The sequence below is a fragment of the Streptomyces sp. NPDC090025 genome (genome assembly GCF_044748125.1).
Taxonomy (GTDB): Bacteria; Actinomycetota; Actinomycetes; order Streptomycetales; family Streptomycetaceae; genus Streptomyces.
In genome coordinates, this window is the sequence record NZ_JBIVFL010000018.1 from 61,566 (window position 1) to 81,789 (window position 20,224).

General features: G+C 72.8%; 13 protein-coding genes and 2 riboswitches. Of the genes, 6 read left to right on the forward strand and 7 right to left on the reverse strand.

What is annotated here, in order from left to right:
• Positions 1-210: 210 nt before the first annotated feature.
• The 4 genes from ACIPXM_RS31060 (at position 211) to ACIPXM_RS31075 (ending at position 6,289) form a co-directional block, all read left to right on the forward strand.
• The gene (locus tag ACIPXM_RS31060) at positions 211-3,333 is read left to right on the forward strand and encodes an ABC transporter substrate-binding protein (RefSeq protein WP_401662401.1); all 3,123 of its coding nucleotides are present in this window, start codon (positions 211-213) and stop codon (positions 3,331-3,333) included.
• Positions 3,334-3,451: 118 nt separating this feature from the next.
• A complete protein-coding gene (locus ACIPXM_RS31065; RefSeq protein ID WP_401662403.1) occupies positions 3,452-4,021 on the forward strand; it encodes a hypothetical protein in 570 nt (189 codons plus the stop codon).
• Positions 4,022-4,093: 72 nt separating this feature from the next.
• Positions 4,094-4,930: a DUF4097 family beta strand repeat-containing protein gene (locus ACIPXM_RS31070; RefSeq protein ID WP_401662405.1), complete on the forward strand. Its 837-nt coding sequence runs from the start codon at positions 4,094-4,096 to the stop codon at positions 4,928-4,930.
• Positions 4,931-5,083: 153 nt separating this feature from the next.
• Positions 5,084-6,289, forward strand: a complete 1,206-nt coding sequence (locus tag ACIPXM_RS31075) for a cytochrome P450 (protein WP_401662407.1) — start codon at positions 5,084-5,086, stop codon at positions 6,287-6,289.
• Positions 6,290-6,343: 54 nt separating this feature from the next.
• Here ACIPXM_RS31075 and ACIPXM_RS31080 read toward each other — a convergent pair whose 3' ends face one another.
• From ACIPXM_RS31080 to ACIPXM_RS31110, 7 genes are all read right to left on the reverse strand, one after another.
• Positions 6,344-8,686, reverse strand: coding sequence for a hypothetical protein (locus ACIPXM_RS31080; protein ID WP_401662409.1), 2,343 nt, complete (start codon positions 8,684-8,686; stop codon positions 6,344-6,346).
• A 14-nt stretch (positions 8,687-8,700) separates the two neighbouring features.
• Entirely contained in the window at positions 8,701-9,123 is a 423-nt protein-coding gene (locus ACIPXM_RS31085; RefSeq protein ID WP_401662411.1) for a hypothetical protein, read from the reverse strand.
• Positions 9,124-9,262: 139 nt separating this feature from the next.
• Positions 9,263-10,528 carry a MalY/PatB family protein gene (locus ACIPXM_RS31090; protein WP_401662413.1) on the reverse strand — a complete coding sequence of 422 codons (1,266 nt, stop codon included), beginning with the start codon at positions 10,526-10,528 and terminating at the stop codon, positions 9,263-9,265.
• Between the two features lie 3 nt (positions 10,529-10,531).
• Positions 10,532-12,148, reverse strand: a complete 1,617-nt coding sequence (malX, locus tag ACIPXM_RS31095; RefSeq protein WP_401662415.1) for a maltose/glucose-specific PTS transporter subunit IIBC — start codon at positions 12,146-12,148, stop codon at positions 10,532-10,534.
• Between the two features lie 319 nt (positions 12,149-12,467).
• The gene (locus ACIPXM_RS31100) at positions 12,468-13,292 is read right to left on the reverse strand and encodes a hypothetical protein (protein ID WP_401662417.1); all 825 of its coding nucleotides are present in this window, start codon (positions 13,290-13,292) and stop codon (positions 12,468-12,470) included.
• A 126-nt stretch (positions 13,293-13,418) separates the two neighbouring features.
• On the reverse strand, positions 13,419-14,198 hold the full coding sequence (gene cobF / locus ACIPXM_RS31105) for a precorrin-6A synthase (deacetylating) (protein WP_401662419.1): 780 nt from the start codon (positions 14,196-14,198) through the stop codon (positions 13,419-13,421).
• Between the two features lie 167 nt (positions 14,199-14,365).
• Entirely contained in the window at positions 14,366-15,805 is a 1,440-nt protein-coding gene (locus ACIPXM_RS31110) for a hypothetical protein (RefSeq protein WP_401662421.1), read from the reverse strand.
• A gap of 138 nt (positions 15,806-15,943) precedes the next feature.
• Positions 15,944-16,021, reverse strand: a riboswitch (cobalamin riboswitch).
• A gap of 120 nt (positions 16,022-16,141) precedes the next feature.
• Positions 16,142-16,276, forward strand: a riboswitch (cobalamin riboswitch).
• A 189-nt stretch (positions 16,277-16,465) separates the two neighbouring features.
• Here ACIPXM_RS31110 and ACIPXM_RS31115 point away from each other — a divergent pair.
• Positions 16,466-19,267, forward strand: coding sequence for a prenyltransferase/squalene oxidase repeat-containing protein (locus ACIPXM_RS31115; RefSeq protein ID WP_401662423.1), 2,802 nt, complete (start codon positions 16,466-16,468; stop codon positions 19,265-19,267).
• Positions 19,264-20,220, forward strand: a complete 957-nt coding sequence (locus ACIPXM_RS31120) for a hypothetical protein (RefSeq protein WP_401662425.1) — start codon at positions 19,264-19,266, stop codon at positions 20,218-20,220. The genes ACIPXM_RS31115 and ACIPXM_RS31120 overlap by 4 nt, the downstream gene beginning before the upstream one ends.
• Positions 20,221-20,224: the final 4 nt, after the last annotated feature.

A 20,224-nucleotide genomic window follows, 5' to 3' on the forward strand; every position in this document is an offset into this window, starting at 1 on the left:
CGTGGCGTCCGGGTACGGGCCGCTCACCCCCGGCCCACGGCGTTTCGGCCACGCATACCCGCCCCCGGCCGTCCTGGACCCGGCCAGGGGAGCACAGCCCGAACGGCCGTCCGGATCCGGCGGCCGGGGAGAGCGGCGGCCGGACGGCGGGGTCTGATGTAATCGTCCCCGGACGGCCCCGGGGACGGGGCCTTGCCGACGGGGGGAACGTTGGAAGAGCTGGGCGCGGCAGACCCGCGGCAGATGGGGCGCTACCGGCTGCTCGCCCGCCTCGGCGCGGGCGGCATGGGCCGGGTGTACCTCGGCCGGTCCACCAGCGGCCGGATGGTCGCCGTCAAGGTGGTGCGGGCCGAACTCGCCGAAGACCCCGATTTCCGGCGGCGGTTCGCCCGTGAGGTGGAGTCCGCCCGCCGGGTCACCGGCTTCTTCACCGCGGCCGTGGTCGACGCGGACCCGCACGGCACTCCACCGTGGCTCGCCACCGCGTACGTCCCGGGCAAGGCCCTCGACGCGGCCGTGCAGGACCACGGGGCCTGGCCCCGCAAGTCCCTGCTGCACCTGGCGGCGGGGCTCGTCGAGGCGCTGGAGGCGATCCACGCGGCGGGCCTGGTGCACCGCGACCTCAAGCCGTCGAACGTGCTGCTCGCCGTGGACGGCCCCCGGGTCATCGACTTCGGCATCTCGCTCGCCACCGAGGCGAGCGTCCTCACCCAGACCGGCATGGTGATCGGCACCCCCGGCTTCATGTCGCCCGAGCAGGTGACCGGGCGTCAGGTCGGGGCGCCGAGCGATGTGTTCTCGCTCGGCGCGGTCCTCGCGTACGCGGGCACCGGCACGCTGCCGTTCGGCATCGGCGCGGCACACTCGGTGAACTTCCGCGCCGTGTACGAGGAACCCGCGCTGGCCGGGCTCCCCGACGACACCGGCTTCGTCGCGCGCTGCCTGGCCAAGGAGCCCGAACAGCGCCCGACGGTCGCGGAGTTGCTGTTCGAGCTCGGTCGGCTGCTCGGCGAGTCGGGCGGCCAGACGTACGGTGCCGGGGTCCCCCAGCAGACCGACTGGCTGCCCGCCGGGGTGGCCCGGGCACTGCGGGACAGCACCGGCACCGGGACGGCGGCCCCCTCCCCCGCGACCCCGGCCGCGCCGCTCGACCCGCGCGACGCCCTGGTGAAGCGCCCGGCGCCGCCGGAACCCGCCGAGGGCCGGCCGCAGGGCCAGGGGCCGACCCTGGGCGCCGGTGCGGGGGCGGCCGGACCGGTCGCGGCGACCCCGCCGGCGGGCGGGCCCGCACCCCTGTCGGCACCGGAGCCCGCGCCCGTACCGGCACCGTCGCCCGCTCCCACGCCCGTACCGGAGATGCCGCGGACACCGCCGCCCCCGATGCCGTCCTCGCCGCCGCCGATACGCGTGCAGGTGCCGGAGTCGCCCTGGACGCCGCCGGTGGGGACCGCCTCGATCAGCGGAACCACCACGTCGACGCCGGCCTCCGGCGGACCGCGGGCGCGGGTCGCGCGCAGCCGCCGGATCGCGGCCATCGCCGCCGCGGTCGTCCTGGTGGCGGGCGGCGGCGTCACGACCGCGGTGCTGCTCAACCAGTACGGCGCCAAGGACAAGGGTGACGACCACGCGTCCGACGGTGGCACTTCGGGCGGCGGCAAGGACGGCAAGGGTCTGAAGACCGGCTTCGACGCCGCCGTCGGCAACGTGGTGAACGCCTCCACCAGGAAGGGCGGCACCCTCAAGCTGGCCAGCTCGGCCGACGCCGACTCCTGGGACGCGGGGCGCAGTTACTACGGCTGGGTGTGGAACTTCCAGCGGCTGTACGCCCGTACGCTCCTCACCTACGACACCAAGCCGGGCAAGCAGGGCACCGAGCTGGTCCCCGACCTGGCCTCGGCGCGGCCTGAGGTGTCGGCGGACGGCCGGACGTACACGGTCCGGCTGCGCCCGGGCCTGAAGTTCGAGGACGGCACGCCGATCACCTCACGGGACGTGAAGTACGCCGTCGAGCGGGTCTTCGCGCAGGACGTGCTGGTGGGCGGCCCGGTGTACTTCGTCGAGCTGCTCGACCAAGGACAGGGCTACAAGGGGCCCTACAAGGACACGTCGAGCGGCGGCCTGCGGACCGTCGAGACGCCGAACGACAGCACCCTCGTCTTCAAGCTCGCCAAGCCGAACGCCCTGTTCCCGCACCTGCTCGCCACCGGCGCCACCTCACCGGTCCCCAAGTCCCGCGACAACGGCGCCCGTTACGGCGAGCATCCGGTGGCCTCCGGCCCGTACAAGTTCTCCTCGCTCACGGCGGGCAAGTCCCTCGTGCTCGTCCGCAACGAGAACTGGGACCAGGCCACCGATCCGGTGCGCAAGGCGCTGCCGGACCGCGTCGAACTGTCCATCGACGTCAACGCCGTCCCCGAGGTCCGGGCGAGGGCGCTGCTGGACGGCACCGTGCACCTCGACGCCCAGCAGGGCGGGCTTCCGGCCGCCTCCGTGCCGGCGCTGTTGGCGGAGCCCGCGAAGAAGGCGCAGACGGACGCGGCGCTCACCGGCTATCTGTCGACGGTGGCGCTGGTCTCCAAGACGGCGCCGTTCGACAACGAGCACTGCCGCAAGGCCGTCCTCTACGCGGCCGACACCGGCGCCCTGCAGACCGCGCGCGGCGGCCCCACGGCAGGGGTTCCGTACGGCAGCATGCTGCCGCCGACGATCCCGGGCAGCGACGACTACGACCCGTTCGAGCTGACCAAGGGCAGCGACCGGAGCGCCAAGGCCCGCGACGAACTGCGGGCCTGCGGCCGTTCCGACGGGTTCAGCACCACCATGCTGGTCCGTGAGGGCCGGGTGCAGGACGAGCAGGCCGCGGCGGCCCTGCAGAACGCCCTGAAGCGGGTCGGCATCAAGGTCGAGATCGAGCGCCAGGCCATCTCCACCTTCTACGCGACGACGGGCTCGCCCAGCGCGGTGAAGAGCAAGAACTACGGCCTGATCATGTCGGGCTGGGCGGGCGACTTCCCGGAGGGCGGCAGCTTCCTGCAGCCCCTGTCCGACGGCCGTCTGATCACCCAGACCGGCAACACCAACCTCGCCCAGGTCAACGACGCCACCCTCAACAGCCTCTTCGACGAGGCATCGGCGACCACCGACCCCACCAAGGCGGCCGACCTCTACCGGCAGATCAACCACCGCCTGACGGACGGCGCGTACTACCTGCCGGTCAGCGCGAGGAAGTCGCTGAACTACCGCGACCCGCGGCTGACCAATGTGTACGTCAGCCGGGCGTACGGCATGGTCGACTTCCAGGCGCTCGGTCTTGAGGCGGGTGGCGCGAGCTAGCCGGAAGGCACCACGTGGCGCCGTGGTGGTGTCAGGCGGCACCACCCGACGCCATCGTGGCACCACATGGCGCCACAGGGGCTTGCCGTGGCGCCACTTTGGCGCCATGATGGTTCTCATGGACCTGACCCCCTATGTCGACCACCTCCGCCGCGAGCTCGCGGTCGCCGCCGAGGCCGGGGGCGACGAAGCCCGGGCCCTGGCGGAGCGGCTGACCGCGCCGCTGGAGTCGGCCACCCGGCTGACCTTGCTGAACGCGCTCTCGGCGGCCTCGGACGAGATCACCCGGGAGCTCGCGCCGGGCTCGGTGGACGTGCGGCTGCGGGGGCTCGACCCCGAGTTCGTGGTGACGGCGCCCGCGCCGCCCGAGTCCTCCGGCGCCGGTGACACCGAAGTGGCGCCATCGGCGGCGTCGATGGCGCCGTCGGCGCCCCTCGCGACACCGCTCGCCCCCGAGGGCGAGGACGCCGCGACCGCCCGGATCAACTTCCGCCTTCCGGCTCACCTCAAGGCCCGTGTCGAGGACGCGGCCGGACAGGAGGGCCTGTCGGTCAACGCCTGGCTGGTACGGGCGGTGGCCACCGCCCTGGAGCCGGGCCCGGCCGCCCGGCCCGCCGGACCGGCCGCCGCCGCGCCGCGCGGGCAGCGCCCGTCGAAGGGCAACAGCTTCCAGGGCTGGGTCCGTTAGCACCCGCCCGGCACACCGCGCACACCACCCACACCTCGCACTTCCCCTCCCAGTCACGAGGACGGCACAGCCATGCCTTCTTTCCCCACGCCCGAACCCATCACCGTGGTCCTCGAGTTCGACTTCGGCAACGTGCGGCTCAACGCGACCACGCGCTCCGACACGGTGGTCGAGGTGCTGCCCAGCACCGGCTCCGAGGGCAACGACATCAAGGCGGTCAAGGAGACGAAGGTCTCGTACGCGAACGGCGTGCTGACCGTCAAGGGGCCGCGGAGGCGGTCCGTGTTCGGCCGGACCGGGTCCATCGACGTGAGCGTCGACCTGCCGGCCGGCTCGCACCTTCAGGGCAACGCGCCGATGGGTGACTTCATCGCCCAGGGCAGGCTCGGCGAGTGCCGGGTCAAGACCTCCGTGGGCACCATCCAGCTCGCCGACACCGGCACGGTCGACCTCCGCGCCAGCCACGGGGACATCCGCGTCGCCCGGATCGCGGGCGACGCCGACCTCAACGGCTCGGGCCGGATCGACATCGGCGAGATCACCGGCACGGCGGCCGTGAAGAACGGCATCGGCGAGACCGTGATCGGCGCGGCGGCGGGCGGCCTGAAGGTGAACACCTCCATGGGGCGGGTCACGGTCGGCGTGGCCGAGGCGGGCGTCGACGTCCGCAGTTCCCACGGCAGCATCACGATCGGCGAGCTGGTCCGCGGCTCGGCCACCCTCCAGACCTCGCTCGGCGGGATCGAGATCGGCATCCGTGAGGGCACCGCGGCCTGGCTGGACGTCCACTCCAAGGTGGGCGCGGTGCGCAACTCGCTCGGCCCGGCGGAAGGACCCGCCGAGGGCGACGAGACCGTCGAGATCCACGCGCGCACGAGCGCGGGCGACATCGTGATCCGCCGCGCCTGACCCCGGGCACCGCCGCCCCCGCTGTCCGCCCCTGAGGGCCGGGTGTCACCGAGGACGCCCGGCCCCGGTCCCCCATGTGCAATGTCACACGTCACTGGAGTTCGTGTGTCCAGCCCCTTCGTCCTGCCGTCCTTCCTCTTACGGAGCTCCCGCATGAGCGACCAGACCGCACCCGTGACCCTCCCCACCGAGCGCGCCGCCGGCTGCCCCTTCGATCCGCCCACCGGTCTCGCCGGGCTGCGGGAGCGGGCGCCGCTGACCCGGATGGCCTATCCCGACGGTCATGTCGGCTGGCTGGCCACCGGCTACCCCGCGGTCCGCGCGATCCTCGCGGACCAACGGTTCAGCTCCCGTTACGAGTTGCTGCACTATCCCTTCCCCGGCGGCCCCGAGGGGCCGCTGCCGCCCGCCCCGGTCGGCGACATGACCGGCATGGACGCCCCCGAGCACACCCGCTTCCGGCGGCTCCTCATGGGCCGGTTCACGGTCCGCCGGATGCGCCTGCTCACCGAGCGGGTCGTGGAGATCACCGAGGAGCATCTGGACGCGCTCGAACACCACGGCCCCGGTGCCGACCTGGTCGAGAAGTACGCCCGCCCGATCCCGGCCCTGATGATCTGCGAGCTGCTGGGCGTCCCGTACGCCGACCGGGAGAGGTTCCAGGGCCATGCCGAGACCGTCATGACGACGGACGCGCGGCCCGAGGAGCAGTACGAGGCGATGCTGGGGCTCCAGGAGTACATGGCGGAACTCGTCGCGGCCAAGCGGGTGTTGACGTCGAACGACCTGCTGGGCGACCTGGCGCGGGACGCGGACCTCACGGACGAGGAGCTGGTGGGCATCGGCGGCTTCCTGCTGGCCGCCGGTCTGGACACCACGGCCAACATGATCGCCCACGGCACCTTCGCGCTCCTCTCCCACCCGGACCAGGCGGCGGCCCTGCGGGCCGACCCGGAGCTCGCGCCGCAGGCGGTCGAGGAGCTGATGCGCTATCTGACGGTCGCCCCGACGACCGTGAAGTCCGCGCTGGAGGACGTCATGTGGGAGGGACAGCTGATCAGGGCGGGCGAGACGGTGACCCTGTCCCTGGAGGCCGCCAACCGCGACCCGGCGCGCTTCACCGACCCTGACGTCCTCGACGTCCACCGCGCGGCCACCGGCCACCTCGGCTTCGGCCACGGCATCCACCAGTGCCTGGGCCAGCAACTCGCCCGGGTGGAGATGACGGTGGCGATCCCGGCGCTGTTCCGCCGCCTCCCGACGCTGCGGCTGGCCGTACCGCCGGAGGAGGTGCCGCCGCGTACCGGCATGAACATCTACGGGGTGCACCGGCTGCCGGTGGCGTGGGACGCGCGGTGAGCCCCCGGGCGGGGCGACCGTGAGGATCGTCCCGCCCGGGGCCCGGCGGTGCGGTCAGCCGGTCTGCGGGGTGGCGCCCTGCTGGTGGGTGATGGGGTAGGCGCCCGTGTAGCCGATCCTCATCGACTCGCTCAGCGCCACCGCGTTCGGATCCTGGGGGTTGTAGATTCCCATCTGCTGGAGGAATCCCTTGTAGGGACTCTTGGCGGTCGCCTCTCCCTGGAAGTACATGGCTATCCGTTCCTCCTGGATCGCCTGCTCGATCTCCGCCTTCTTCGCGTCCAGCGACTTCTCGTGCGAGTTTCCGAGGAACTGGCCCACCAGCTGATCGATCACACCGTGGCCCGTGTCGATGGCGACCGGGACGGCGACCGCCGCCGTTCCCACGGCGGCGGTCGGCAGGAAAGCGATGCCGCCCGCGATGACGGCCGTCGTGCCGAACTCCACCCAGCGGGCGCGCTTCTCCTGCTCCTTCTCGTACTCCTCGTACTTCTGCATGCCCTCTGCCTCGATCTGTCGGCCGCGCGACTCGTCGAGCAGTCCCTGGACCTCCGCACCGGTGCCGACGAGGATCTTGGCACGGCCGAGGTCGAAGGTGTTGTCCGGGCGCGCTTCGGCGGAGAGCATCGAGGTGATGTTGACCTGCTCGGCGAGGGTGATGTCCGCGTAGGCCGACGGGTGCTGTCCCGCTGCTGTCAGGAACTTCCGGGCGGCGAGGAGATCGATCTGGGCGTGGGCGGGGTAGTCCGTCTTCGGGGCGAAGACGCTGTTCGGGTCTTTTTCCTTGAGGGCCCAGTTCAGGTCGTCGATGTAACCGGCGCCGATCCGCCCGATGCTGTCCGCCAGCGGCTCCTGGCTCTTGAGCAGCGCCGCGTTGCCATAGGCGTCGATCACCTGGACCGCGACCTGCGCGGTCAGGTCGTCGCGTACGGCGACCGGCTGGGGATCGTCCCAGGCACGGCCGAGGGTCGCCGCCTCCAGGGCGTGGCCGAACGCGTCCGGCAGGTACTCGTCGGTGCCCTTGCCCCGGGCCGGGTCGTTGAGTCCGACATCCCGGAACCCCTCGTAGGCGTCCTCGCGGGCAAAGTAGCTGAGGTACCCGATCGGCACCGTCTTGCCGTTCTTGTCCTTGGTCTCCCCGAAGTCGAGCTGCGCCCCCGGGTCGACCGTGCCGTCCTGCTTGTAGACCGTCGGCTTGTCCGTGAAGAAGTGCTTCGCGGCCTCGGGGCTGTGGCCGAGGGCCTCCAGGATGCCGACCACCGGGTCGTACCCGGCGCCGCTGACGCCGGACGGGTTGAAGAGGTTCTTCTCCCAGGCGTCCCGCTTGTTCTCGGCGAACATCTGCGGGTTCTTCTCGTGGAGCTGGACCACGTGCTCGGCGATCGGGTTCAGGAAGCGGGGGTCGTAGTCGCCGTACCGCAGGATGCCGGCGAGCGCCTGGTAGCCGTACACGCCCTTGGTGTCCCCGGGGAACAGCGGGAGTCGTTCGGCGCCGAGCTTCCGGAACTCCGCCGACCAGGTGGCGAGCGGGCTGCCGGGCGGGAGGTTGTCGGGGTCGGTCGCCGTGGCGAGGGTGAGGCCGAGATTACGCTGGAGGTCCTGGACGTCCTTGAGGCGCTCGTCCTTGATCCCGGTGGTGGTGTACGTGTCGGTCGACATGTGGGCGAAGAAGTCGAGGGTGCCCTTGGGCCCGAGCTTCTCGTAGAACGCCGTGGTGAACACGGTGGACTTCTGATTGTCCGCCAGCAGCTCGTTGAGCTGCTGGAGTTCGGTGTGCGTGAGCTTGTCGCCCTTGGTGGCGAGATCGTAGGCCCGCTGGGCCTCCTCGGCGTCCAGGCTGGTGAACCTGGGGGCGGTGAAGTCGAGGGCTTCGCCGACGTTCGCCGCGAGGGCAAGGCGCAGCGACTCGTCGGCGTCGTCGCACTCGTCGACGATCGCTCGGATGCGCTCCTCCCACGCGGCCGCGGCGGCCAGTTCCTTCTTGTGCAGGTCGTCGACGTCCGGATCGTTGCGCATCGTGGGGTCCTGGGTGACCGAGTGACGGACCGTCACCGCGCCCTGCGCGTCGACGACGATGTTCGCCTTCTCCGCCCCGTCGAGGATCCCCTGGAGCGCGTCCTTGGCCTTCTTGAACGCGTTGTGGCCGTCGAGGAGCAGCAGGTGGATGCCCTTGGCCTCCTGGGCCGCGTCGTCGAACTCCTTGGCGACCTTGCGGATGAACGCCTGGCTGACCTCCGCGTTCACCCCGGTCCAGTCGGCCTTGTCGGCCTTGCTCTGCATCCCTTCCCGGGCGTCCTTCGCCAGCTGCGCCAGTTTCCCGGCCATCGTCGACCAGTCGTCCACCGCCGTCTTGAGCTTGTCGACCGGGGCGCTCATCACATTCGCGTACGTCAGCATCGTCCGGCCCCCGGCTACTTCAGCAGCTCGTTGATCTTGGACACGGCGGTCAGGTCGCCGCGGATCTCCGCGTCGTCCTTGGCGTGCGCCGCGACCGAGTAGTCCAGGTGGTTCGAGATCTGCGCGCACGCGTCCCGCAGGATCGCCACCTGCGCGTACCACCGCTCGTGCACCTTCAGCAGCTGGGCGCCGCTGGTGAACTGGGCGCCGGTGAGCGCGGCGGCCGCCTCGTAGTTGGAGACGCGCGGGATCTCCGTGTCCCGCCGCACACCTTCGTAGAGCACGTTCGCGTCCGCGCCGATCGGCCCCAACTCGTCCCGCTTCACCGCCAGATCCGGCGTCGCGCCACCGCCCCCGGTCTGATTCAGCCGCATCGCCACGGCCGGCTTCCCGGCCGCTTCCGCGCGCGACTGCCGCCATTCCTCCTCGAACGACATGCGTCTCCCCCGCTTCCCTGTCGTAGCTGTCTGCGGCGCCTCGCGTGCCCCGGCACGCCCCTCGGGCACCAAGGGCTCACCGTACGGACGCCCGCCCCGCCGCGCCAGAGCCGGGCGCGCCGGGCTCGGCCCGTACGGATCAGGCCAGCAGCGTTCGCAGGGCTCGTACCAGCGCGTCGACGCCCGCCGCCGCCTTCGCCCGGGGGCAGCCGACGTTGAGGCGGACGAAGCCGGGGGCCTGGTAGGTCGTGCCGGGCATGATGGCGACCTTCTCGTGGTGGATCAGCTCCCGCTGGAGGGCGTCGTCGTCGACACCGAGCGGGCGGAGGTCGATCCAGGCGAGGTAGCCCGCCTCCGGTGGCTGCCAACCGAGCTGGGGGAAGGCGGAGTTGAGGCGGTCGGCGACCATGCGCAGGTTGTCGGCCACGTATCCGCGCAGCGCGTCGAGCCATGGCCCGCCCTCCTCGTAGGCGGCGATGGTACCGGTCAGCATGAGGACGGCCGGCGAGGAGAGTCCGTCGGCGTCCTTGAGCCGGGTCAGATAGGCGGCGTGCGCCTCCGGGTCGCCGATGATGCCGTAACTCCCGGTCAGTGCCGGGATGTTGAAGGACTTCGACGCCGAGGTGACGATCGCCCAGCGGCCCGGGGTCCGGGCGTGCCGGGCCCAGGGGTGGTGGACGTGCGGCGGGTGGGCCAGGTCGGAGTGGATCTCGTCGCTGATGACGGCGACCCCGTGCCGCGCGCACAGCTCGGCCATCCGGTCCAGCTCCGCCGGGGTCCACACATGGCCCGTCGGGTTGTGCGGCGAGCAGAGCAGCAGCACCGACGTGTCGGGCAGCGCGATCAGCCGCTCGAAGGTGTCCCAGTCGCCCAGCGGGCAGCCGCGCAGTTCCCGGCCGTGCGCGGCGACGAGGCGGGGGAAGGCGTCGTACGCGGGGGTGTGGGTGACCACCCCGTCGCCGGGCCGTGACCACAGGTCGAGCAGGACCCCGGCCTGGTAGAGCACGGACGGCGCGTACGCGACGGTCTCCGGGCCGACCTCGGTGTCGTACCGCTGCCGGTACCAGCCGGTGACGGCGTCCAGGAAGTCCGGGTGCCGCCAGCGCGAGTAGCCGAGGACGCCGTGGCCGAGCCGGCCGCGGAGCGCGGCCAGCACCTCGGGGGCGGTCTCGAAGTCCATGTCGGAGATGGTGAAGGGGAGCAGACCGGGGACGCCGAAGCGGTCCTCGACGTAGTCCCACTGGGTGCACCAGGTGCCGTGCCGGTCGACCGGGGTGTCGAAGTCGTACGGGGAGTCGCAGGCGTACGGCGTGTCGCAGGCGTACGGCGTGTCGGCGTCGCAACGGGTGTCGGCGTCGTCACCGGTGTCGGCGTCGTGCGGAGGGTGGAGCTCGCGCGGGGCCATCGGTCAGCCCGCCGGGGTGAGCTTGGCGATGGCGTCCTTCACGGACTGCACCTGCGGGCCGATGATCACCTGGACGTTGTGCGCGTCGAGGGTGACCACGCCCACCGCGCCCAGCTTCTTCAGCCGGGGCTCGTCGACGAGTCCGGAGTCCTCGACGGTCATCCGCAGCCGGGTGATGCAGTTGTCGAGGGAGGTGATGTTCGCGGGGCCGCCGATGGCGTCGAGGATGGCGACCGGGTCGTACTTGCCCGCGACCAGCTCGCCCTTCGGGCGGTCGTCCGGGACCGCCGCCGCCTCGCCCGGGTCCTCGTCCTCGCGGCCGGGCGTCTTGAGGTCGAACTTCACGATGGCCCAGCGGAAGAGGAAGTAGTAGACCGCGAACCAGACCGCCGCGATCACCGGGACCAGGTACCACTTGGTGGTGGTGCCCTGGAGGACGCCGAAGACCAGCCAGTCGATGACGTTGCCGTCGGTGTTGCCGATGAATACGCCGAGCACGGCGGCGGTGAGGAAGCCGAGGCCGACCAGGACCGCGTGGATCAGGTAGAGCCAGGGGGCGATGAAGAGGAAGAGGAACTCCAGCGGCTCGGTCACGCCGCCGACCACGCAGGCCACCACGCCGGAGATGAGCAGCGCCTTGATCTCGGGGCGCATCTTCCGCTTGGCGCAGTGGTACATGGCGAGCGCGGCGCCCGGCAGACCGCCGAGGTAGGCGGCCATCTTGCCCTGGGAGAGGAAGTGGGTGGCGGTGGTGACGTCGCCGGTCGGGGCGGTGGAACAGTTCAGCTGGGCGTAGAAGAGGTTGAGCGCGCCGGAGACGTTGTCGCCGCAGACCATGCCGCTGCCGCCGACGTCGGTGAAGCGGAACATCGCGACCAGGATGTGGTGCAGGCCGATCGGGCGGAGCAGGACCTCGCCCATGCCGAAGAAGAACGGTCCGAAGACCCCGGCGTGGCCGATCGCGCCGCCGACCGAGCTGATCCAGCTGTTGAAGGTGGGCCAGGCGAGCGGGATGAGGAGGCCGATCGCGCTCATGGTGAGGGCCGAGACGATGGGCACGAAGCGCAGCCCGCCGAAGAAGGCGAGGGCGTCCGGCATCTGCTTGGTGCGGTAGCGCTTGTGCAGCACGGCGACGATCACACCGACGGCGACGGCGCCGAGCAGTCCGGTGTCGATGGACTTGACGCCGATGACGTCGGCGATGCCGTAGTGGGCGACGGCGTCCGCGTTGTCGAGGTCGACGCCCTTGGCGGTGAGGAAGAAGTTCACGGCGAGGTTCATCGACGCGAAGCCGACGAAGCCGGAGAACGCGGCGACGCCCTTGTCCTCGCGGGCCAGGCCGAGCGGGATGGCCATCGCGAAGAGGACCGGCAGGAACTTGAAGGCGACCGTGCCGGTCGTCGCCATCCAGGTGAAGACCAGGTGCAGCGGCTCCCACTTCAGGAAGGGGAGGTTGTTCGCGACCGCGTCGCTGGAGAGCGAGGAGCCGACGCCCAGCATGATCCCGCAGAACGCGAGCAGCGCCACGGGCAGCATGAACGTCTTGCCGAGCCCCTGCAGGAACTCCCACAGGGCGGCTTTGGCCTTCGTCACTCCAGGAGCACGTGCTTCCTTCTTCATGCGCGGAATCCTGATCCTGCTCGCTGTGGCCGGGCGGGTCCCGTCCGTCTCCTCCGGTACGCGCGAGCGGTACGCATGAGGTGGCCGGGGCGGGGCGCGGCCCGCGACGTCGCTGTCGCGGACTTTTAGGATGCGCTTACGCCGGGGCCGCGAGACCACGCCGAAGGTCCGGCGGCGGGGTGCGAACGTCACCAGTTCCGGTGCCCGATCCGAGCCGAAGGACTCCCGCGCGGCGGGCCCTTCTCCCCGGCCGGCCGGTCCCGGCCGGGGTCACCTGCCGGGCGGCACCTGCGGGGCGGCACCTGCCGGGCGCTGCCGGTCAGCCGCGCCACCAGGGTTCCCGTACCGTCTTGTCCTCCACCGCTCCGCAGTCGACGCCGTCGACGACCTCACCGGCCGCGATGTCCCAGCCGACCACCCCGGTGCCCTTCCGCCCCAGCTCGACGAGCTTGGCCCGGGAGGTGCCGTCGCCGGTGTTCACGTCGCAGGCCACGACGCTGGTCCAGGACTGCCCGTCGAGCGCGCCCGCGACCGCGAGGACCGGCAGCACCAGGACGGTGAGCGCGAGCGAGAGCAGCCAGGCGGCGTCGGCGGTGCGCTGGCCGGGGCCGGTGGGCAGGGTGTGGGTGCGTCTGCCGTCGCTGCGGGAGCGGCGGCCGGTGCGGTACTCGGCGATCACGCCGAGCCGGAGGGCGTACGCGACCAGGCACACCAGGAGTCCCCACCACCAGCCGTGGAAGGCGCCCAGGATGACGCCGAAGGCGACCGGCACGACGGCGGCCGTCGCCGCGACGTGCGCGAGCGAGAGGTTCCTGCTGCCCGCGGCGCCGCCGCGCGCGCCGAAATAGGCGTACGAGGCACGGGTGGCCACGATCGCGAGGACGACGGCGAGCAGCACGTCGTTCATCAGCATGCCGATGAGCACGTCGGGCCAGTTACCCGGCTCCATGGCGAGCAGCGCGTCCCCGGCGGCCCCGCCGCCGCCGAGCGTCCAGGCCAGCTTGAGGACGGGCACGGCGAAGACGACGGCGATCAGCACCTGATGCCCGGGCCCGCCCTTCCGGTCCTCGGCCCGCTCGCTCTTCTCCTCCTTCTCCTCCTCTTTCTTCCCCTCCTTATGACCCGTCTCGCGCTTCTCGCTCATGCGGCCAGTCTCGGGGCGCGGGCCGGAGGGCGCCCGCCCGGGACGACCGACCGTGGGCGGGACGACCGACCATGGGCGGGACAGCGGGACGGCGGAACCCCGGGACCACGGGTGACGGGGAAACGCTCAGTCGACGATCCGCAGCAGATAGGTGTCCATGATCCAGCCGTGCCGGGCCCTGGCCTCCGCCCGCAGCGCCTTGATGCGTGCCGCGACGTCCCGGAGCAGGCCCGCGACGAGGAGTTCGTCGGGCGTGCCGAGATAGGCGCCCCAGTAGATCCAGACGTCGTCGCCGTTGACCTGGTCGAACGACTCGTGGGCGTCGAGCATGACCACGATGTCGCCGTCGTCGGCCTGGCCGACCTCCGGGAGTCTGCGGGCGGGCGTGATGTGCAGCGGGCGGCCGATCCGGGTGAGCGACACCCGGTGGCGGGCGGCGAGCAGCGAGACGCTGCTGATGCCCGGGAACACCTCCACGGCGAAGGCGGTCTCGCCGCGCCGCTCGACGCTCTCCAGGATGGCGAGCGTGCTGTCGTAGAGGGCGGGGTCGCCCCACACCAGGAACGCGCCGGTCTCCCCCGGGGCCAGCTCGGTGGCGATCATGCGGGCGTAGATCTCGGCGCGCCGGGCCCGCCAGTCGTCGACGGCCTCGGTGTACCCGGCGCGGGCGGCCGGGCTCCGGTCGCGCCACGGATCCTCGGCCTCGACCACCCGGTACGGGCGGTCGGCGTGGTGCTCGGCGAGGAGCGCGTGCCGCAGGTCGGTGAGGGAGCTCTTCTCGGGGCCCTTGCCGAGGACGAAGAAGACGTCCGTACGGCGGATCGCCTTCACGGCCGCCAGGGTCAGCTGGTCGGGATCCCCCGCACCGATGCCGATGACGAGGATGCTGCGCGGTGCGGGGGTCATGGTCTCTCTCCTCGTGGTCCGGGGCCGCCGCGGTCCCGGGGCCGGGCCGGGCCGGCCCGGCGGGCCGGGCGCCCACTCAGCGCGCCCGCCCCGCCGACCCGTCACGGCGTCATGCCGTTCGCGGCGTCACACCGTCGGCGGCGCCACGACGTCACATCGTCATGCCGTCACGCGCCCCAGCGCAGCGCGATCGTGTCGCCCACGCCGATGACCTTCTCGCGCGCCGCACCCGCGAACGCCGAACCGTCGACGCTCACCTTCCAGGTGTCCGACCCGCTGTTGGCCTTGCCGTTCAGGTTCGTGACCGCGCCCGTGCCGGAGGACGGCGTCACCGCGGTGACGCAGCCCGCGGGCGCGCCCGCACCGATCGCCGCGTCGAGGACCGCGCCGAGGGTGGTCGTGGTGCCGGTGGGGGTGAAGGAGACGGAGCAGACCTTGAGGTTGCCCGCGCCGTCGTCGACCGTCAGGGCGAGCTTGGTGGCGGTGCCGGCGGTGAAGCCGGACTGGGCGACCCAGCGGGTGGCGCCGGGGGTGACGGGGACGGGCGGGGCGGTGGTGAAGCCGCCGCCCGCGACGGCGCGCAGCGCGTCGATGGAGGAGTAGGCGGACGGGCTGGTGTCGGTCGGCTTGTACTTGAAGCCACCGGCCGGCTTGTACTGGTTGGCGAGCAGGAAGTCCACCGGGGTCTTGCCGCTGACGGTGGTGAACTCGGTGGACTGCGGGTCGAATCCGCAGGCGTTGAGTCCGGCGATGCCCCAGCCGTTGGAGCTGGTGTTGACGCCGTACAGCGAGTTGAAGGCGCCGGTGAGGTCCGCCACCTTGCCCTTCAGGAAGTCCTTGGCCTGCACGACGTCGGTGTCGGTGTTCGGGACGCCCGAGACGCACAGGGCGGCCATCGCGGCGCCGGTCATGTCGATGTCGCTGGCGGAGGCGAGGCCGGTGGGGTTGCCCTCGACCTTCTGGTAGGTCCAGCCGCCGTCGTTGTGCTGGTTGGCGCGGAGCTTGCCGACCATCGCGTCGGTGAGCGCCTGCGGCACCCGGTTGCCGCCCGCCTGGGTCTTGGCGCCGCCGAGGGCGAGGGCCGCGAAGACGGTGCCGTTGAAGTTGCCGGAGGGGCCGAAGTAGCCCGGCTCGGCGGTCTGCCAGTAGCCGTAGATGTTCGCGACCAGGTTGCGCGAGGCGGAGACGCGGGCCGGGTCGATGCCTGCGGCGTACGCGTTGAGGGCGCCGCGCTCGTAGTCGGTGACGACCGGCGAGGCGGACGGCCAGGCCGCCGTCGACAGCAGGTTGCGGTAGACGGTGCGGGCGTTCTTCGTGGTGTCGCCGCCGGGGGCGACGTCGACGACGGCGGTACCGGCGGCGGCGAAGGCACTGAACGCCCACTCGTTGGAGAGGCCCGATCCGGCGTAGGAACCGTCCGCCGCCTGGAGGGTCTTCAGGTAGGCGACGCCGTTGGTCTTCGACGTGGCGATCTGGGCGGGGGTGGAGGTCGCGAAGGCGGGCAGGACGGAGAGCGCGAACGCGCCGAACGCGGCGGGCGCCACGAGCGCGAGACGGCGGGCCGTACGGGACGGGCGGGCCGGACGGGCCGTGCGGGGAAGGGACATGGACCTGCTCCTGAAGTCGGCGGACGCCGACCTCCGGCCGGATCGCGGACCAGGCGCCACTGCGGCGACGGGACGGCCGGGCCAGGGGCCGCCATCCGAATTCGCGTGGTACGGCTCTCTGTTGCTTCCGTGCCGTCAGGGCATTCGGGCTCGCCACGGACCACTGGTCCGTGCCACACCGCTGCGCGTCAGCCCCGGGATCTCACCGGGTTCCCCCCTCTGGCGATTCGGGACGCTACCCCAGCGCGGCACGGACCGCCACCGAACGGCCACCGACGGGACCGGGTCACCGGGCACCGTGAACCCGCAGGTGAGGGGGTGGTCTTGACGCCCGGGGCGAATCCGTGTTCCATTCCCGCTGATAAGCACTCAGTCCCAGGGGAATCCGGTCCGAAACCGGAGCTGACCCGCAACCGTAGGCCCGGCACCGCCGGGCGAGCCGGAGCACCTGGGGCTCGGGAAAGTGATCCATCGAGCACAGATCGCCGTCGCGGACTACGGCGTGGCCGTCCCCGTCCCACGGCGTCTCCCCCGGCGTCGCCGCTCCCGGGACGCGTCGCCGCGTTCCCTCCCGTACGGCAGAGACGAGGGGCCGTGCACAGCGGACAGGCGACGCAGCGAGGGCGACGGACGAGAGCGCCCGGGCGTCTCGTCGCCGGGTTGACGGCCGCACTCCTGGCCGTCGGCACCGGCGTGAGCTTCCTCACCACGGCCCCGGCCGCGCAGGCCGATCCGATCGGGCGGTGCACGGCCACCACCGGGGCGATTGTCGCCGTCGACTTCGGTCCGTTCGGCGGCAAGGTCGAGCGGGGCTGCGACGCGACCCCCACCACCGGCTACGAGCTGCTGTGGACGGGCGGCTTCACCACCACCGGTACCGTGCACGACGGCCCCGCCTTCATCTGCCGGATCGGCACCGGCGGCTTCGCGGGCGGCACCCAGTACCCGACCCGGGCCGCCGAGGCGTGCCAGGTCACTCCGCCGGCCAGTGCCTACTGGTCGTACTGGACGGCCGCGCCGGGCCAGAAGAAGTGGAAGTACAGCAACTACGGTGCGATGTCCCGCATGTTGAAGCCCGGCGACGTGGACGCCTGGGTGTTCGGCGCGACCGACATCGGCGGCACCAAGGGCGGCCCGAGCTTCTCCCCCGACGACGTCAGGGCCGGTGCGGTGACGCCCGCGCCCGACCCGTCGGTGCCGCCGGTCCCGCAGGTGCCGGCCGGGCAGGTCGACCTGCCCGCGGCGACCCGCTGGCTCACCGGACGGCTGAAGGACGGCGAGCGGGTCGTCGACGAGATCGACGCCGAGCTGAGCTACCAGGCGACGGTCGAGGACGCCCTCGCGCTGGCCGCCCAGGACCCGAAGAGCGCCGCCGCCGCCAAGGTCGCGGGCGTCCTCGCCCGCCCCGAGCACACCGACGCGTACGCCTACCCCGCCGACGCGGGCAAGGGGCCGAACTCGACGGCCGCGGCCCGGCTCGCGCTGGTCGCCGAGGCGACCGGTGGCGACCCGCGATCGTTCGGCGGCCGCAACCTCCTCGACGACCTCGTCAAGAACGTCTGCGTCACCGGCAGGACCGAGGAGAACCCGAACTGCTCCGCGCCGGGCGACTTCCCGGTCAGCGGCCGCGCCGCGGGCAAGAACGAGGGCCAGGCGCTCGCCGTCATCGCGCTCACCGGCGCCGGGGTCAAGGTGCCCGCCGAGGCGGTGACCCGGCTCACCGAGTTCCAGTGCGACGACGGTGGCTTCACCAGCATGCTCATCGCGCCGGGCCAGTCCTGCGAGAGCGAGGCCGGGGCCACCGGACTGGCCGTGATGGCGCTGCTGCGCGCCGGCGGCCACCCGCAGGCCGTCAAGGACGGGCGCGACTACCTGCGCAAGGCCCAGTCGGACATGGCGACCGGCGGCCTGCCCGCCGTGTACTACTCCATGTCGAGCAGCCCGTACGCGACCGGTCTGGCCGCGCAGGCGCTGCGCGCGCTCGGTGACACGGCCCAGGCCGACGCCGCCGTCTCCTGGCTGTCGAAGCAGCAACTCGCGGGCGGCGGCTTCGCGTTCGAGGAGGAGGACCCGGTCGCGCGGATCATGTCGACCGGTCCCGCGGTGATCGCCGGTGCCAGGACCGATCTGCTGCGCCTCACGGCCGAGAAGCAGACCCCGCCGACGTTCCCGACCCCGACGCCCACCCCGACGACCGGCACGCCGAAGCCGACGAAGCCGACCACGCCGCGGCCGACCTGGCCCGCCCCGGTCATGCCCGCCGGTCCCGCCCCCGACCTGGCCAAGGCCACCGCGTACCTGACCGGCCCGAGCCGGCTCCTCCAGGGCCACTACTACGCCGCCGACCCCACCGGCCGGGCCGACTTCGGCCTGACCATCGACCTGGCGTACGCGCTGGCCGCGACCGGCACCGACGACGCGACGCTGCGCGGTGTCGTCGACTTCCTCGACGAGCGGGGCAAGGACGGCGTCGGGCGGACCGTCAACGACTACACCGGGGTGGGCACCGCGCACCCGGTGGGCGGCGCGATCGGCAAGACCGCGCTGGCCGCTCAGGCCGTCGGCCGTGACCCGCGCGCCTTCGGCGGGCAGGACCTGATCGGTGCGCTCGCCGCCGAGACCTGCGCCGCGAAGACCCCGGACACCGGCCGCCCGTGCGCCGCGAGCGGCGCGTACACCAACGCCAGTTCCGTCTTCGACCAGTCGCTCGGGGTGATCGCCCAGCTGCGCGCGGGCGAGTCCACCGCGGCCGCCGGACCCGTCGCGTACCTGAAGAGCCTGCAGCGCTCCTCGGGTGCCTGGGGCAGCATGCTGGTGGTGCCGAGCGGCGACGAGGTGGACTCCACCGCGATGGCCGCGATGGCCGTGGACCTGCTGCCGGACACCGCTTCGCAGGCCGCCGTCGACAAGGCGCTGCGCTGGCTGGCCGGCCGGCAGTACGCGGACGGCGGCTTCCCCGGCGCCTCCGGCAACTCGGTGAACTCCACCGCGCTCGCCATCCAGGGCCTGGCCCTCGACGCCCCGAAGTACCAGAAGCAGATCGCGAAGGCGCGGGCGTTCCTGCGGGAGCGGCAGAACACCGACGGCGGCTTCGACACCGCCAAGGGCGACACCCAGGGCTCGGACGTCCGGGCCTCCACGCAGGCCCTCGGCGGCACCGACGGCGTGTCCTTCGCCCATCTCGACCGTGACCTCAGCGGTACGGCGCCGAGGCCGACGCCCAGCGGTACGGCGAGCCCGTCCGCGTCCGCCCCGGTGATCGTCACGCCCGGCGAGGACGGCGGCGCGGACGGCGGTCCCGGCTCGGGCTCCGGCTCGGGCGGCAGCGGTGGCGGTGGCGGTCTGGCCGCCACCGGTACCCAGGTGGGCGCGCTGGCCGCGGCGGCCGCGGTCCTGGTGGGCGGTGGCTGGGCGGTCGTCCGCGGGTCCCGCCGCCGGCGCGCGGGCGGGACGGCCCGATGAGCGGCCGGATCGCGGGCGCCCTCGCCCGTACGGCAGCCGCCCTCGGGCTCACGGTGGCGGCCCTTGCCGCCACCGCGGCCCCGGCCGGTGCGGCGCCGCAGCCGATGGGGCGGTGCACCACCACCTCGGGGGTCGTCCTCGCGGTCGACTTCAGCTCCTGGGGCGGGCCGGTCTACCGGTCCTGCGGCACCACGCCGACGACCGGGTACGAGCTGCTCAACCAGGGCGGCTGGCGGACCACCGGCACCGGCCACGACGGACCGGCGTTCATCTGCCGGATCGGCTACAGCGGCCACCAGGGCGGCCGGCAGTACCCGACGCCCCAGCAGGACGACTGCGTCCTGACGCCGCCCGCGACCGCGTACTGGTCGTACTGGCACGCCGACCCGGGCCGGAACACCTGGGAGTACAGCCAGCTCGGCGCCATGCTCTACAAGCCGAAGCCCGGCAGCGTCGACCTGTGGATCTTCGGCGCGACGAACATCGAGGGCACCCAGGGGCGGCCCCGGGTCACCCCCGACCAGCTGCGCGCCCACAACTCCCGGCCCACCGGCGGCGCGAAGCCCGCGCCCCGGGACACCAGGACCGCCGCGCCGCTGCCCCCGGGCACCGACACCGGCCCGGCGCCCGAGAACCCGCCGCCCGCCGACCCGACCACACCGGCGCCGACCCCGACGCCGACCGCGTCGGCGACGCCCACGCCCACGCCCACGCCCACCGCGACGATCACCAGCCCGACGCCGTCGGCCACCGCGACCGCCACCCCGACCGCGACCGGCTCGTCGGCCGCCGCGGCGGCCGGGACGGCAGGACCCCGGGTGGTCGACGCGGCCCCGGCCGCCGACGCCGCCCACGACGTGGGTTCCTACCTGCCCGCCGTCGCGACCGGCGCGCTGGTCCTGCTCATCGGCGGCGCCGCCTGGTACGCGGCGAAGCGCCGCGCCTCGGAGTAGCCGG